This window comes from Dactylosporangium fulvum (assembly GCF_025137375.1).
Lineage (GTDB): Bacteria > Actinomycetota > Actinomycetes > Mycobacteriales > Micromonosporaceae > Dactylosporangium > Dactylosporangium fulvum.
Map to the genome: position 1 here is coordinate 7,700,745 of NZ_CP073720.1, position 13,761 is coordinate 7,714,505.

General features: G+C 66.2%; 15 protein-coding genes. 4 read left to right on the forward strand and 11 right to left on the reverse strand.

All coding sequences use genetic code 11. The features are described from left to right. Positions 1-13: 13 nt before the first annotated feature. The 5 genes from Dfulv_RS35220 to Dfulv_RS35235 form a co-directional block, all read right to left on the reverse strand. On the reverse strand, positions 14-1,099 hold the full coding sequence (locus tag Dfulv_RS35220; protein ID WP_259858145.1) for an LLM class flavin-dependent oxidoreductase: 1,086 nt from the start codon (positions 1,097-1,099) through the stop codon (positions 14-16). Further along, complete coding sequence (locus Dfulv_RS35225) at positions 1,093-2,247, reverse strand: LLM class flavin-dependent oxidoreductase (protein ID WP_259858146.1); 1,155 nt, start codon at positions 2,245-2,247, stop codon at positions 1,093-1,095. Before Dfulv_RS35225 ends, Dfulv_RS35220 begins: the two co-directional genes overlap by 7 nt. A gap of 375 nt (positions 2,248-2,622) precedes the next feature. Beyond that, positions 2,623-2,802 carry a GntR family transcriptional regulator gene (locus tag Dfulv_RS48970; RefSeq protein WP_406567854.1) on the reverse strand — a complete coding sequence of 60 codons (180 nt, stop codon included), beginning with the start codon at positions 2,800-2,802 and terminating at the stop codon, positions 2,623-2,625. A gap of 48 nt (positions 2,803-2,850) precedes the next feature. After that, the gene (locus Dfulv_RS35230) at positions 2,851-3,408 is read right to left on the reverse strand and encodes a flavin reductase family protein (protein ID WP_259858147.1); all 558 of its coding nucleotides are present in this window, start codon (positions 3,406-3,408) and stop codon (positions 2,851-2,853) included. Further along, positions 3,405-3,950: an NADPH-dependent FMN reductase gene (locus Dfulv_RS35235; protein ID WP_259858148.1), complete on the reverse strand. Its 546-nt coding sequence runs from the start codon at positions 3,948-3,950 to the stop codon at positions 3,405-3,407. The genes Dfulv_RS35230 and Dfulv_RS35235 overlap by 4 nt, the downstream gene beginning before the upstream one ends. 392 nt (positions 3,951-4,342) lie before the next feature. Between Dfulv_RS35235 and rutA the strand changes: the two genes are divergently transcribed. Then, positions 4,343-5,419 carry a pyrimidine utilization protein A gene (gene rutA / locus Dfulv_RS35240; RefSeq protein WP_259858149.1) on the forward strand — a complete coding sequence of 359 codons (1,077 nt, stop codon included), beginning with the start codon at positions 4,343-4,345 and terminating at the stop codon, positions 5,417-5,419. 53 nt (positions 5,420-5,472) lie between these two features. Here the strand turns inward: rutA and Dfulv_RS35245 are convergent, their stop codons facing one another. Further along, a complete protein-coding gene (locus Dfulv_RS35245; RefSeq protein WP_259858150.1) occupies positions 5,473-5,766 on the reverse strand; it encodes a hypothetical protein in 294 nt (97 codons plus the stop codon). A gap of 244 nt (positions 5,767-6,010) precedes the next feature. After that, positions 6,011-6,427: a DUF3224 domain-containing protein gene (locus tag Dfulv_RS35250; protein WP_259858151.1), complete on the reverse strand. Its 417-nt coding sequence runs from the start codon at positions 6,425-6,427 to the stop codon at positions 6,011-6,013. A 173-nt stretch (positions 6,428-6,600) separates the two neighbouring features. Between Dfulv_RS35250 and Dfulv_RS35255 the strand changes: the two genes are divergently transcribed. The 3 genes from Dfulv_RS35255 (at position 6,601) to Dfulv_RS35265 (ending at position 9,456) form a co-directional block, all read left to right on the forward strand. Beyond that, a complete protein-coding gene (locus Dfulv_RS35255) occupies positions 6,601-7,311 on the forward strand; it encodes a helix-turn-helix domain-containing protein (protein ID WP_259858152.1) in 711 nt (236 codons plus the stop codon). 485 nt (positions 7,312-7,796) lie between these two features. Next, positions 7,797-8,111: a transposase gene (locus tag Dfulv_RS35260; protein ID WP_259858153.1), complete on the forward strand. Its 315-nt coding sequence runs from the start codon at positions 7,797-7,799 to the stop codon at positions 8,109-8,111. Positions 8,112-8,448: 337 nt separating this feature from the next. Continuing rightward, positions 8,449-9,456 (forward strand): YeiH family protein, encoded by a 1,008-nt coding sequence (locus Dfulv_RS35265; protein WP_259858154.1) that lies wholly within the window; start codon positions 8,449-8,451, stop codon positions 9,454-9,456. Positions 9,457-9,789: 333 nt separating this feature from the next. Here the strand turns inward: Dfulv_RS35265 and Dfulv_RS35270 are convergent, their stop codons facing one another. The 4 genes from Dfulv_RS35270 to Dfulv_RS35285 all read right to left on the reverse strand — a co-directional run bounded on the left by Dfulv_RS35270 (position 9,790) and on the right by Dfulv_RS35285 (position 13,662). Then, positions 9,790-10,695, reverse strand: coding sequence for a LysR family transcriptional regulator (locus tag Dfulv_RS35270; RefSeq protein ID WP_259858155.1), 906 nt, complete (start codon positions 10,693-10,695; stop codon positions 9,790-9,792). Next, the gene (locus tag Dfulv_RS35275; RefSeq protein WP_259858156.1) at positions 10,692-10,982 is read right to left on the reverse strand and encodes a hypothetical protein; all 291 of its coding nucleotides are present in this window, start codon (positions 10,980-10,982) and stop codon (positions 10,692-10,694) included. The genes Dfulv_RS35270 and Dfulv_RS35275 overlap by 4 nt, the downstream gene beginning before the upstream one ends. Positions 10,983-11,062: 80 nt before the next feature. Next, complete coding sequence (locus Dfulv_RS35280; RefSeq protein ID WP_259858157.1) at positions 11,063-11,809, reverse strand: IclR family transcriptional regulator; 747 nt, start codon at positions 11,807-11,809, stop codon at positions 11,063-11,065. 479 nt (positions 11,810-12,288) lie between these two features. Then, positions 12,289-13,662, reverse strand: coding sequence for a dihydroorotase (locus Dfulv_RS35285; RefSeq protein ID WP_259858158.1), 1,374 nt, complete (start codon positions 13,660-13,662; stop codon positions 12,289-12,291). Between the last annotated feature and the right edge of the window lie 99 nt (positions 13,663-13,761).

The following is a 13,761-nucleotide window of genomic DNA, read 5'->3' on the forward strand; positions in this document are numbered from 1 at the left end:
GCTGCGCGCCTGCTCACCAGCTGCCGGTGCGCGCGACGTAGTCGTCGGCGACGCCGAGCTCGGCCAGCATGTCGACCAGAGCCCGCACCCGCTCGCCCGCGACCGCGTCGCCGGCCGGCAGGTCCAGCAGGAGACCGTCGATGAGCTTGTCGGTGGCAAGGTCACGAACCCGGGTCGCCAAGGCACGAAGCACCGTGTCCGAGTCGCCCGCCTCACCGGGAACGAGCGAGGTCCGCAGATGGATCCGAGGTGCCGCACGACCCGCCCGCTGCGCACCCTCAGCGAGGGAGGCCCGGGCCGAGACAAGCGCATCAGGGCTGGGGTCCTCGGCGATCCACACATCCAGGCTCGCCCCAGCCAGGGACCGGGCCGCCGCGGAATCGCCGACTCCGAAGATCGGCGGACGAGGAAGCTGCGTGGGGAACGGTCGTTTGGAGCGTCCATGGACCCGGACATGCCGACCGTCGAACTCGACACCCCGCTCGCCGCCCTGCCAGATGGCTTCGACCGCCGCGACCACCTCCGCGGCCCTGTCGACCTGCGCCTCCACCGACGGTTCCTCGTCCAGGCCGTAGAGTCGGGCGGCCTCGTCCCCCCTGCCCGTGGCGACGCACCAACCCCAGCGACCCTGCGACAACCAGTCCAGGTGTGCGCCGAATCGGGCGACATGGGTGGGCGCCGTGAAGTTGGTGCGCAGCACGGTGACCACCCCGAGCCGCTCCGTGGCAAGGATGACCGGGACCGCCCAGAGCACCGAACGCAGTCCGCGCTCCGCGGATCCCCCGGCAGCGAATCCGTCGGTCAGCAGCACGTAGTCGATACCGGCGCGCTCGAGCGCCTTCGCCGACTCCACGTGCCGCGTCCACTCAAGTCGGCCCGGGTCGACCCCCGGCCCGACGGCGCCGCCGGCACCGCCCGCCAGGTCGGCGCGCCACAAGGCTCCGATCTTGAACGTCGACTCCTGGCCGGCGAGCGTCGCGCGGCGGGAAGGCTGGACGACGGGCGGCTGCTCCCACCGGACCGCCACGGCCGCATCGATCCGAGCCTGGAGGTCGGGTGACGTCGCTGTGTTCTCCACGGTGTCGGGACCTGTCACCACAGCGAGCTCCTCTGAGAGATCGGCTGCCAGACGCCCGCCTCTTGCAGGCGCGCGAACATCCGCCCGTAGCGCGGCATCTCTCCGGCGGTCCAGTACGGCGTGTTGACCAGAATGCCCCGATAGCCATGGTCGTGATAGAGCTCGATCAGCTCCTCGGCCACCGTCTCAGGGGTTCCGACAAGCGGATTCAAGGCACCCTCCTTCCTCTCGGCCTGTAGCGCCCCACGCCCACTGTTGGTCGCGTACGCGGCACCCTTGCTTCCCTGCGCGATCGTCTTGGCGAAAACGTTGAGCTCCTTGGAGGCATCCATCGACGCCTTCACGACCTCCCACTCGTCTCGCGCCTCCTGCGGGTCATCGCGAAGCAGGCAGCGAACGCCGGCGAGGACCTTCGCGCTGCTGTCGCGGCCCGCGTTCGCGGCCTCTTCCCGCATCCGCTGGTCGAGCCGCTCGAGGTGGGCATGGTCCACCACCGGGGCGAACAGGTAGTCGCAGTAGCGACCCGCGAGGCGCAGACCCTGGTCGGAAGCACCGGCATTGACCATCGCCGGTCCCCCGGGAGTCGCCGGCCCCGGGCCGGGAAGTCGACCGCTCAGACGCACGTACGTGCCCCGTTGCTCGACTTGTGGACGGTCCTCGGCCCAGAGCCTGCGGACCGTGACCACGGCCTCTTCGGCAATCCCGTATCGCTCGTCGTGGTCAGCGATGCCGTCAGCACCGAAGAGCCGTGGCTCATCCGGCCGGTAGCCCGTGGTGACGTTCCAGCCCCATCTCCCGTTGCTGACATAGTCGAGTTGAGCGCCGTACTGGGCGAGATCGATGGCGTCGATGAACGTCGGATGCATGGTCGAGATCAGTCCCATCCTCGACGTCACCGAGAACAGGGCCATCGCCCACAACACGGCGTGGATGGACGGATCATGATGGCCGATGCGCGACGACTCCTCCGAGACCGTTCCGTAGGCATCGGCGAGGACGCCGAAGTCGAATCCCGCCGCCTCGGTCTCGACAGCGAGTCGCTGTTGGGCCGCAAGGTCCAGCGCCTCAGGGTTCTGCTCACACACATAGGCGGTCGGGAAGACCGTGCGCGACGTCGGCCAGAACAAGCCGACACGCAGCAGGTCGTCGGAGCCAGATCGATCAACCAAGGTTCCTCCAGAATTAATCGATTAGCATACGGTATCCAATGTACCGTATACCGAGTCAGTTGACCAGACACGAATCGGAATGCGAAGCGCCGCCACCACAACCCGCCATGGCGACGAGTCCGCACCTGCGAGCACTCCAGCCGGTCGATTCGCACCAGCCGCAACAACAGCACCTGGACGGCCGCCGACACACGTTCGGGTCATCGAAGACAGGGCGGACCGTGTAAGAAGGTTCCACTGACGAGGTGCCCCTTTTGGGTTGGTCGGATGCTGATGTCGCAATCAACATCGCCCCTGCTCAGGAGGGCATTCAGGTGCTATGCCACGCTCACACCAGCGCCGACGACCGGTGGATCAGGGCTGAGCGGGCCACGGTCAGATGACGACCTTCGTCGATGCCATCAAGCCCTCATGCAAAAGGCCCCGGAGTGCATCGCGAACGGGCATGCGACTGGCGCCGAACAGGTCACACAACTGCTGTTGGGACACTTTCACGCCTGGCCTGCGGAGGCGGAGAAGAATGTCTCGACGAAATAGAGATCCCCGGTTCACCACATACCGAATGCCGCGGCCTTCGGGTGCACTCCACCAGCAGAGGAATCGTCACCCGTCGCGAGTCGCCTGCAGAATCCTGAATCGCGTCTGGTGGTAGATGAGCGGGTTGGCCGACTCGGCGACGCTGACGGCGTGCACTCTGAACACGACGACCTCGTGGTCGCCGGCCTCCGTCACAGCCGCGATCGAGCAATCCAGCCAGCTGATCGCCTCCTGGACGAAGACCGCCCCCGCTTCTCCTGACTCGGTCGTCAGGCCTTGGAAACGGTCCCGTCCCCGGGCGGACAGCTGCTGGCAGACCGCGCCCTGGTGCTCGCTGAGGATGGAGATGCCGATGCGGGGAGCCCGGCGGAGCACCGGCCAGGTCTGGGAGTCCTTGCGCACCGAGAACAACACCATCGGAGGGTCGTAGGAGACGCCTACCGCGATGGAAGAGGCGATGAGCCCGGTGCGCTCACCGTCGACCAGGGCACAGACCGCCCCGACTGCGGCGGGAAACTGGTTGAATGCGGCCCTGACCTGAACCGAATGAGGGTCGGCGGGGAGCATGTTGCTCAGATCGTGCGCGAACTCGCCCGACCACCGGTCGCTGACCGTGGCGCTCATCGCGCTCCTCCCGCCACCGCGCCGGCCTTGACTTTCGCGATGGCCCTGATCGCCTCGAGGCCGATCGCGTTCTCGGCGACCCACTCGCGCAGCAGCAGGTCGGCTCGAGCCATGTGCGGAGTTTCGAAGTACAGCCCGCGCGTCGGGACGATGGCGCCCAGCTCGACGAGCAGCGGCCGTAGGTTGACCTCGGGACCCATGGCGTGGGTACGGTTGGCGCCGGTCATCACCGGGATGGCGCAGACGTCCTTCAGACCGGCTGCCGGATACCGATCCAGGAATCCCTTGAGCAATCCCGTGTAGGTCGCTTTGTAGGTGGGCGATCCAAAGATCACCAGGTCACTCGCGGCAACAGCCTCGTTCAGTTCCGACAACTCTTCGGACGGCCACTCGAAGATGCGGTGGGCGTACCGCGCGAGGTCGACGACCCGAGGCTCGGATTCGTGCTCGATGAGCGCCGCCAGGCCAAGGGCCAACTGGAGAGTCCGTGAGTCGGGCTTGGGATTGCCGACAACAACCGTGATCAACATGTTGTAGTCCATCTGTCGAGTACCTACCGGATCAAGACAGCGATTCGGCCTGGGCAAAGAGAAGCCAGATTCATCCACTGGCCTGGGCCCCGCCGACTTGAGTGACTCAATCGAGGTCTTTTGTCTCGAGAGATGCGCGACGGCTTACGTCGCTGGCACAAGTGTGCGGTGGCCGCCGCATTGGCGCAACCCGTCCGGCATAAAGGTTTGAGTTGTCGAACTCGCCCGGAGCACGCCGCTCGGGCCGCGACCCCCAGGGGCCAGCACGCTCAGGGTTGATTGACGATATCCCGTATACGGTTTACTGTCCAGCCATCCACCGGCCTGCGCATGCCGGGGCCGCGCACTCGAGAGCCTGTCCTCAGCGGGGCACACGCCCGGCCTTCACTACCGAGAGGTGACCCATGGACATCGGGGTGTTTCTACCCATCGCGAACAATGGCTGGTTCGTTTCGAAGACCGCGCCGCAATACAAGCCCACCTTCGAGCTCAACCGCCGCATCGTCGAGAGTGCCGAGCGGCACGGACTGGACTTCGCCCTGTCGATGGTGAAGCTTCGTGGGTTCGGCGGGGAGACCGAGTTCTGGGACTACGCCCTCGAGTCGTTCACCCTCATGGCCGGACTGGCCGCGGCGACCGAACGGATCAAGCTGTTCGCATCGACCCCGGTCCTGGCTCTGTCTCCGGCCCTCGCGGCACGCATGGCGGTGACCATCGACTCGATCGCACCCGGACGATTCGGCATCAACATCGTGTCCGGCTGGCAGAAGGCCGAGTACCAACAGCTCGACGTCTGGCCAGGGGACGAGCACTACGGTCGTCGCTACGACTACGCCAGTGAGTACGTGACGATCCTCCGAGAGCTCCTCGAGACCGGCCGATCGTCCTTCCAAGGTGACTTCTTCCACTTCGATGACTGTCAGTTGCAGCCGTTGCCCAGCGCGCCGATCCCGCTGGTCGGCGCCGGCCAGAGCCGACGCGGTATCGAGTTCTGCGCGCAACACGGCGACTTCAACTTCGTCAACATCAACGGCGTCAACCAGCCCACCTCGTTCGCGCCGCTGGCCGAGCGCGTCACCGCCGCAGGAGTCGAGGCGCAGCGTGACATCGGTGTGTACGTCCTGGTGGCGATCATCGCCGCCGAGACCGACGAGGAGGCCTGGGCCAGGTGGCGGCACATCCAGGGCGGGGTGGACGTGAAGGCGCTGGAGGGAATCGGCAGCCAGATGTCACTGGACACCGTCCACAGGAATCAGGACACATCTTCCGTGAAGCGCGCACTCGAGGTTGTCGAGGACACCAGCTCGTCGGTCTGCGGCCTGCTCATCGGCTCCTACCAGAGCGTGGCCTCCATGCTCGACGAGGTGGCCGCCGTCGAGGGAACAGCGGGAATCATGGTCGTCTTCGACGACTTCCTCGACGGACTCGACACCTTCGGCAAGCACATTCAGCCACTCATGACCTGTCGGGCAGATCGCTGACATGGCTGCTTGTCCCTCCGCCCTGACCCCGAAGGGCCCGGCAACGAGTGCCGTCAGGCCACCCCGTAGGTCTTGATATCGGCGAACTGGTCCATCCCTGACCGCCCAAGCTCGCGCCCAAGTCCATCGGAGTGGAGCCGCATCTCAGGGGTGATGTCGGTCAGCACGGCGGGGACGAAGAAGAAGCCCGCGCCCGGAAGCCGTCCGCCCGGCACGAGAACCGTCGCACCCTTGGCGACCGCGTCGTCGTACTGCTCCTGCAGCAGCTCCCCGCAGGGACGAGTCGTCGAATGGATCGAGGGCGATCCGGCGTGGGAAATCATCGACCGGCTGGTCACCAAGTACACCGATCAGTCCTACCCCCGAGGACAGGAACGCGTCGTGGCCCTGATCGAGCCCAAGCGACAGACCGTCGGCGTCGGCTGAGTCGTCGGACTGTCACGGCGCTACGTTCGTGGTCGGCGTCGCGGTCAACAACAAGGTCGCGCCGTCGTCCTGGCATGGGGTGAGGAGTAGGCGGCCCGCCTCAGGTTGCGCATCCGGACATGCCGAGTCGAGGACGTTTGGTCGGGTTCTGTGGGGGCGGACCGCTCACCGCAGCACGAGTGTGACGCGGGCTCCGGACTCGTCATGCGCGAAGGTGATCTCCCCAGCCAGGCCGACGAGTTCTGCGGTCCCCGATCCGGGCACGATGTGTCCGAAGGTGTAGGGGGCGCGGCCGTCGTCGAGCCCCCCGTGTTGGTAGACCACAGTGCCGCGGCGGCCGTTGATGGTGCCGGTGAATCGTTCGGACGCCACATAGCCGCGACCGTCAGCATCCCCCGCCGTCAGCAGCTCGGCGACGCTGACCCCTTCGATGCCGCCACGAAAGGTCTTGCGGACGGTGGCTCGCGCCATGGCGGGGCCCTCGCCGGGCTCGTCGTAAACGCTTTGGTCCCATCCGGTCACCTCGAACTCTGCGGTGATCTCGGTGCCGGTGACAGAGGCGGCGGTGGTCGGCTGCGTCATGAGTGCAACCGTAGGGTAATCCGTTCGGGAGGTCTTGGAGATTTGCGTCTGGCAACCGTACCGTCGGGTCCATGGAACGCGATCTTGACGACCGGCGCGGAGTCCTGCGGACGCCGCCGGCGGGAACAGGGTCGTTGGATCGGCGAGCTCCCGCGCCGGTCCTGGTGCCGTACGTGGCCTGGTACTGGTCGGTGCGGTGGGACCTTCGCGGCCGACCCGCCCATCGGCAGGTGACCCTGCCCCACGCCTCTTCCCATCTGATCGTCGAGGACGGCGCGGCATGGTTGCACGGGCCGCCCCACCGCCGTTTCGAGCGAGTCCTTGCTGGCGAGGGTCGGGTAGTCGGCGTCAGGTTCACCGCCGGTGGCCTCGCCGCCGTGCTGGGCAGGCCACTGGTCGGTGGGCCGGTCCCGGCCTCGACTCTGGCAGGCCTCGACGGCGACGAGTTGGCGGCAGCCATCACCGGCTCGGTTGACGTCGATGACGCCGCCAAGATTCTCGACCGGACCTTGACGGCGGTGATGCCCAAGGATGTGGACCCAGCGGTCGAGACCGTCGAAAACGCTGTGCGCATCGTCGAGCAGGACCGCTCCGTCTTGCGGGTTACCGACCTGGCTGACCGGCTCGGCCTGGCAACGCGGACGCTGCAGCGCTTCTTCGCGGCGTACGTCGGTGTCAGCCCCGGCTGGGTCATCCGCCGCTGCCGTCTGCAGGAGGTAGCCCTGCGGGCCACCGAAGGCAGGCACGTCGACTGGGTCCGGCTCGCAGCCGACCTCGGCTACTACGACCAGGCGCACCTGGTACGGGACTTCACGACTGCGATCGGTGTGCCACCCGCCCGCTACGCCGGCACGCGACCAGATAACGACTCCACCGTTACATGATCTGTTGACGCTGTGCACTCTTGCGCGAACCCGCGCATGCATGAGACGCGGCACCGGTAGGCCGCTGGCGAGGCGCCTGTGGTCAGGTCCTTTCCAGCAGCCCCGGCCCGAACCCGCCGTGCCCGCTTTCCGAGCAACGGGCTCTCCAGTGACCGTCTCGTAGGCGCCGTGGCGCTCACGACGGACACCAACGACCGTTTCGGCGTTCCGCATGACGCGTACCTCCCGGCCGCCATGGTGTCCGCTCACCTGGCCCCTTCGCCCTGCTTCCGGCTCTCCGCACGTCAAGCGCGCTATGCCGGTGGCCATGGCGTGCGAGACAACAAGGTGCGTTCGTCGTCGCGCGTGACGTGTGGTCCCCACGCGGTCCCCGGTCACCATGACGACGCAAATGAGCAGCCGACCGCTTCGTCCTCCGATACAACGGCAGGAGTGATGATCGACGGCTTCCCCGACCCGCAGACCCTCACCACGCTTTGGGAGGAATGTTGGCCTTCGCTGCCGAGGGCATCGAGGTGGTCCGGATCCCGCCGCGGACACCCCGCGCGAACTGCTACACCGAACGGTTCATCGGCAGCGTCCGCGGCGAGTGCACCGATCACATCCTGATCTACAACGAACGGCACGCCTGCACGATCCTCGACGCCTATGCCCGACACTTCAACGAGCACCGTCCACATCAGAGCGTCGACCAGCACCCGCCCCGCCACGACCCGAACGTCGTGATCCCGATCGACCATGCGATACGCAAGCGACGAGTCCTCAACGGCATGATCGACAAGTACACCCGAGCAGCTTGACGGTGGGCAGGTCAGCGGCCAGTTGCTGGGTGGAGAGTCCGGCCGGTGCGGCCGACAGCGCGGCGGTCAGCGATGATGGCGATACGGGCATGACTCACTTCGAAAGCGATCAACAAGGCGTAGAGAACCTCGATGGTCTTCTGAAGCGGTCATGCTCGCCCTGCTACCTCCAGCAGGGGCGCGTCTGCACCAACCACCTCAACCGGACACCCATCACGACTTTGCCGTGGCCCTGGGCCAGGTCCCGGCTATTACCCGCGCGTCATGCACTTAACGTATGAGCTGTTGTGCCATCGGCGGCTACCGGGGAACCGCGGTTCCGGGCAACGTCGCCAGCATGATCCGATCCGTTACGCCGGTACGCCGCACCGGCAGTTCATCGCTGCTTCCAGGACTGGCCGTGGTTGTGGTCGGAATCGTCGTGGCGATGGCAATCAACCTCGCGCTACCCGCTGTGAGCCCGCTTATGGCCGCGCTGGTGCTCGGGGCCATCGTGGGCAACTGCGGGATCTCCACCGTCACGCTCGCCCCCGGTCTGGGGTTCGCCGCTCGGCGGTTGCTGCGGGTCGGGATCGTGCTGCTCGGCGTGCAGCTCGCCGTTCCGGACGTCCTCAAGCTGGGTCTTCCGGTGCTGCTGCTGGTGCTCGCGACGGTGATCGTCACTTTCTTCAGCACACAATGGTTCGGCCGGCGGCTGGGGCTAAGCCGCGATCGCACCCTGCTGGTCGCCACCGGCTTCTCCATCTGCGGCGCGGCCGCGGTAGCGGCGGTGGACGGAGTCACCGACAGCGACGAGGAGGACGTGATGACGGCGATCTCCCTGGTCACTCTCTATGGCTGCCTCGCCATCGTCGCGCTGCCCGTCGCGCAGACCTTCCTGAACCTACCGGAGGAGAGTTTCGGCATCTGGGCCGGTGCCAGCGTGCATGAGGTGGCACAGGTGGTAGCGACTGCGGAGGTGGTCGGTTCGGCAGCGCTTGCTACCGCGGTCGTGGTCAAACTGACCCGAGTGGTGCTGCTCGCCCCGCTCATCGCCGGGATCGGTTTCTGGCAGCGGCGGACCGCGCAGGCAGCGGGCGGCAAGAAGCCGCCTTTGGTCCCGCTCTTCGTCGGAGGCTTTCTCGTGATGATGGCGCTGCGCAGCCTGAATCTGGTGCCGGCCGATTTGCTGGCTCCGCTCAAGTTGGCCCAGACGGTGCTGTTCACCGCCGCGATGTTCGGTATGGGTGCCGCGGTCCGGCTACACGCCCTGCTGCGTACCGGCTGGTCTGGCCTGGCCGTTGGCATGCTCTCCACCGTCTTGATCATGTTGATCTCCCTGGGCGGAGTGCTGGCCCTCAGCTGACTGCCGCCAACAATCAAGGCAGATGAACACCTGCTGGATGCGGGGATGGCGGGCCAGCCACTGCCGCGCCCTGACGCTGAAGTGGCTGGACAGGTTGTCGGTAACTCGCCGCGATCATTTTTGCCCGCATGATCCAGTCCGCCGGCGTATGCCTGGCCCCGGCCAACTTCCGAACCTTGCGCTCCTCCTCCACATCCACCTGAGGACGCGCGTACAACAACTTCGGCATGACAGATCGTCTCCCCACCAGCATCACACCGCCGGGAGAAACGATCTACACCCCCAAAGAGGAACTGAGCACTAGCCGAGACGGTTCCACTACCGGCTGCAGGCTCACGGTCGTAACGTCATCGCGAGACGAACAAGCCCTGCTGCTGGATCGGGGAGTCGGGGTTTGCGCCGCCATACTGCACGCAGCGGCCGCCGCAAGTCGAGGTCTCCGAGGGGGACCTCGAAGAGGCGCCCCTCGCGCAGCTCGGCAGCGACAGCGAGGGCGCTGAGAACGGCCGGGGCGACACCGGCCTCGACCGCCACCTTTACCGCAGCGTTCGAAGACAGCTCCAGCACGGGCGCAGCGATCGCGCCTCGCCCGGCCAGCGCACGCTCGAGCGCATTACGCGTACCAGAGCCAGGCTCACGCACCACCAGCGGCGTCGCAGCCAGGTCCGCGACGTTGAGAGGCTCACGCCGCCGCGCCCATGGATGTTGAGGTCCGACCACCACCGCAAGTCGGTCGTGGGCGACGCGCTTAGCCGCAAGCCCTTGCGGCACGGACGGCGACTCGATGAATCCGACGTCGATATCGCCCTCACGAACCAGATCACCGACGCGTCGTGAGTTGACCACCCGGAGGTCTACTTCAATACTGGGCATGGTGCGGCGAAGGCTCAGAAGCCAAGCAGGCATGAGGTACTCGGCGACTGTCATGCTGGCCGCCACCTGTAGAGACGCGTTGCGTTGTTGGCGAAGGGCCCGCACTCCGACTAGCAGATCGTTCGATGCCGCTAACGCCGCACGGGCCCAGTCGACAACGACCTGTCCCTGCGGTGTGAGGCGCGAACCCGACGTCGATCGGTACAGCAACGGGACACCAAGCTCACGCTCCAGGGTGTCGAGCCGTCGACTAGCTGACGCCTGGGTAATTGCCTGCAGTCTCGCGGCCTTTCCAAGGCTGCCCTGCTCTGCGACGAGCAGCAGAAGCTCGAGGCTAGCCAGATCGGGCCAACGGGTGGCACTCATGCACTCACCGTGTGGAGGTCTGTAGACGTATTGGGTACTGCCTGCATCCACGACCCGGACAACGTCACCGCCTCACGCAAGTTGTCGGTGCAGTGCGCGCAAATGACACCGATCCTGCTGCCGGGCCTTTGCTGGTGGCGGCCGGTGTCGACGCGTGCGCAATACATCGCTTCCACGCCAAGCCGCTCCTGACACTCCCGCAAGCCATCCGGGCCACAATCGCGCGCCCTTACCAGGTCGTACAAGCCGAGGTCCACAGCGGACAGTTTCGCGACGAACTCCACCATGCCGTGCTTCAAATCCGCTCGCCCGTACGTCCAGTGGTTAATGACCGCGGACTGCGCTTGGCCGTCCTGTCGCGGGACGGTCAGTTTCGGTAGTGCGTGCTCCCGAGGTCAGCCGAGATCGCTTGGGCGGCTTCGCAGACGAGCGGCGTCAGCACCTTAACGACCTCACCCGTCATGCGGAACACAGGGCCTGTGACGACGAGCGCCGCCGATAGCCGATCGTCACCGCCGAACACGGGAGCCGCCACCGACGTTGACTGCAGACTCACCTCGTTCTCCGACACGGCGTAGCCCTGTCGATGAATCTTGGCTAGCTCCGCTTGCAGTTGATCCGTATCGAGAATGGTGCGATCGGTTAGCGGCGTCAGGGTGAGGCTCCGCACCAACTCACCGCGGAATTCTTCCTGCTCGAAGGCAAGCAGTACCTTTGCGGCTGCGCCGGCGTGCAGCGGCAGCCGCTCTCCGATAGAGAAACCGGACCGGATCGTCGCCTTGCTCTCGTTCGAGGCGATTACCACGCGCTCGAGCCCTTCACGTACCTGCAAGCCGACGGTCTCGCCGGACCGCTCTTGCAAGTCAGCCATGATCGGCGCGGAGACAGTGCGGACATCCAGCCCCTCCAGGTACGCCTGACCCAACCGAGCAGCACCGGCGCCAAGTCGATACTGGCCGCTGGTCTCGTCCTGCACCAGCAGGCGTGCGTCAGCGAGGTCGAGGATGAGCCGCGCCACCGTGCTCTTCGGCAGGGTCAGGCTCCGTGCGATGTCCCGGACGCCGTGCAACCGTCCGTCTCCGAACGCCAGCAGAATCCGGACCGTCTTGTCCATCCGGGCTCCACTCCTCTCAATCCTCGTCAGCTAGCGGCCGAGCGAATATACCGGCCGGTAGGGCTAATGCCTGCCCAGCCCTGCAGTCAAACGTTTATGGAACGGCACAACATTGGCACGTCACGAGATTGGCGGACTGAAGCGGAATCAAGGACCGAATGGTCCTCTGCCGGCCTGCCTTATGCCACGATTCGTCACCCGAGCGCGCTTGCGAAGCCTCGGAACCTTCGGCTCGCGTCGCACCAGCAGCGAGCCGATCCGCCCGGTCATCGCGCCCCGGTGGTCAGGCGCGGGTGTTGGTCTACAAAGGCTCGGCCACCCAGCTCTCGCGGGATGCTGCTCAAACACGTCTTAGCCGGGACGCCATAGAGCGCGGTGAGCCATCTCATCGACGGCTATAGCTCCGCCGAGCATGACCGCACGTGGCGCATCGATGCCAAAGTATAACAGGACAAGCCTGTAGGTAACCGGCCGGGCAATCATTCCGCGCGGATCCACTTCCCGTGATCGGGACTGCCGACCAGCTCGCCCCCGGCGACGACGGGGACGCCGCGCACCAGCGTTGTCATCGCCCGGCCTCGCAGGTCCACGCCCTGCAGGTACACGGCGTTCTTACTGCCCGAGGCGTGGTAGTCAGCGGAGAGGCTGAAGGGTGCGGGGGCGTCCGGGGCCACTACGACGAGGTCGGCGTCATAGCCGACGGCGATGTCGCCCTTGCCTTTTAGCCCGAATCGCCGGGCCGGCGCGGACGTCAGGCAGGCAACGGCCTGGCGCATCGGGATACCCCCCGCCGTGACCAGGTGCATTAGCGTGGGCAGCAGGAACTCTATGCCCGGAAGGCCGGGCAGCGCGTGCTGGGGGTCGTCGGAGTGCTTCGCGATCTCGTCGGGGGTGTACGAGCAGTGGTCGCTTGCGATGATGTCGATCCGACCGTCCCGGACCGCCCGAACGAGCGCCTCGCGAGTGTCCGCTGGCCGCAAAGGGGGATTGCACTTGGCGTGCGAGCCGAATCGATCCAGCGTGCGGTCGTCGAGCGTCAGGTAGTGCCCGCAGGTCTCGATGCTGAGATCAACGCCGATGTCCCTTGCGGCGCAGGCAATATCAACAGCATGGTTAGTCGAGACATGCACCAGATGGATACGAGAGCGCGTCTCGAGGGCCAGGGCCGTCACTGCGGCGACCGCGCTCTGCTCCACCACCGGCGGTCGCGAGTTGCGGTGGCGCACGCCGAACGGCGCGCTCGCGTCGTCCTTGCTCGCGAAGTACTCGAGTAGGCTGTCGTCCTCGCAGTGCAGCGCATGCACCCGACCGGTCGCGGCGACCGCTTGCAACGTGCATAGCAGGTCTGGCTGGTTGACAGCCCATAGACCTTCGAACGCCGCAGCCCTGGCAGCCGTCGGGCTGTGCGTGAACGTCTTGAAGGCGACGGCACCCGCAGATGCACAGCCAGCCACGTCGTCGAGGGAGCCTCGCCCGGCGCCAGCGTAGAGGCCGAAGTCCACGAACGAGCGGCCGGTGAGGTGCCGCCCTCGCTTCTCGATCCGCTCAGCAGTGGTTACGGGCACGTCAGACGTCGGCATCTCGAGGACCGTCGTCACGCCGTTTGACGCCGCCGCTGCCGTGCCCGTCGGGAACGACTCACGCTCTGGGGACCCGGGATCCCGAAAGTGCACATGGCAGTCGATGAGTCCAGGTAGCACGAGCATGCCCGAGGCGTCGATGACGTGGTCTCCTGCCTCGGCCGGCAGATGCGGTGCGACCGCTGCGATCCGGCCATCCTCAATGCGGATGTCCAGCCTGCCTTCCGCAGAGGCGCTGCAGACCTGACCCGCCCGTACAACCGTTGCTGCCACTCCTGCTCCTTTGCGTGTGTTCACTATTGGGACTGGGGAAGGTTTCTGTCGAGTCGCCCTGCAGCCCGGCAACGTAAGCTCGTGCCGAACCTCTCGAAC

Bases quoted from the DNA above. Each gene is read 5' to 3' on its own strand.
- Dfulv_RS35230 (WP_259858147.1), bottom strand. From the start codon at position 3,408: ATGAGCGCCACGGTCAGCGACCGGTGGTCGGGCGAGTTCGCGCACGAT.
- Dfulv_RS35280 (WP_259858157.1), bottom strand. From the start codon at position 11,809: ATGGACAAGACGGTCCGGATTCTGCTGGCGTTCGGAGACGGACGGTTG.
- Dfulv_RS35265 (WP_259858154.1), top strand. From the start codon at position 8,449: ATGATCCGATCCGTTACGCCGGTACGCCGCACCGGCAGTTCATCGCTG.
- Dfulv_RS35250 (WP_259858151.1), bottom strand. From the start codon at position 6,427: ATGACGCAGCCGACCACCGCCGCCTCTGTCACCGGCACCGAGATCACC.
- Dfulv_RS35270 (WP_259858155.1), bottom strand. From the start codon at position 10,695: ATGAGTGCCACCCGTTGGCCCGATCTGGCTAGCCTCGAGCTTCTGCTG.
- Dfulv_RS35275 (WP_259858156.1), bottom strand. From the start codon at position 10,982: ATGGTGGAGTTCGTCGCGAAACTGTCCGCTGTGGACCTCGGCTTGTAC.
- Dfulv_RS35235 (WP_259858148.1), bottom strand. From the start codon at position 3,950: ATGGACTACAACATGTTGATCACGGTTGTTGTCGGCAATCCCAAGCCC.
- rutA (WP_259858149.1), top strand. From the start codon at position 4,343: ATGGACATCGGGGTGTTTCTACCCATCGCGAACAATGGCTGGTTCGTT.
- Dfulv_RS35260 (WP_259858153.1), top strand. From the start codon at position 7,797: ATGTTGGCCTTCGCTGCCGAGGGCATCGAGGTGGTCCGGATCCCGCCG.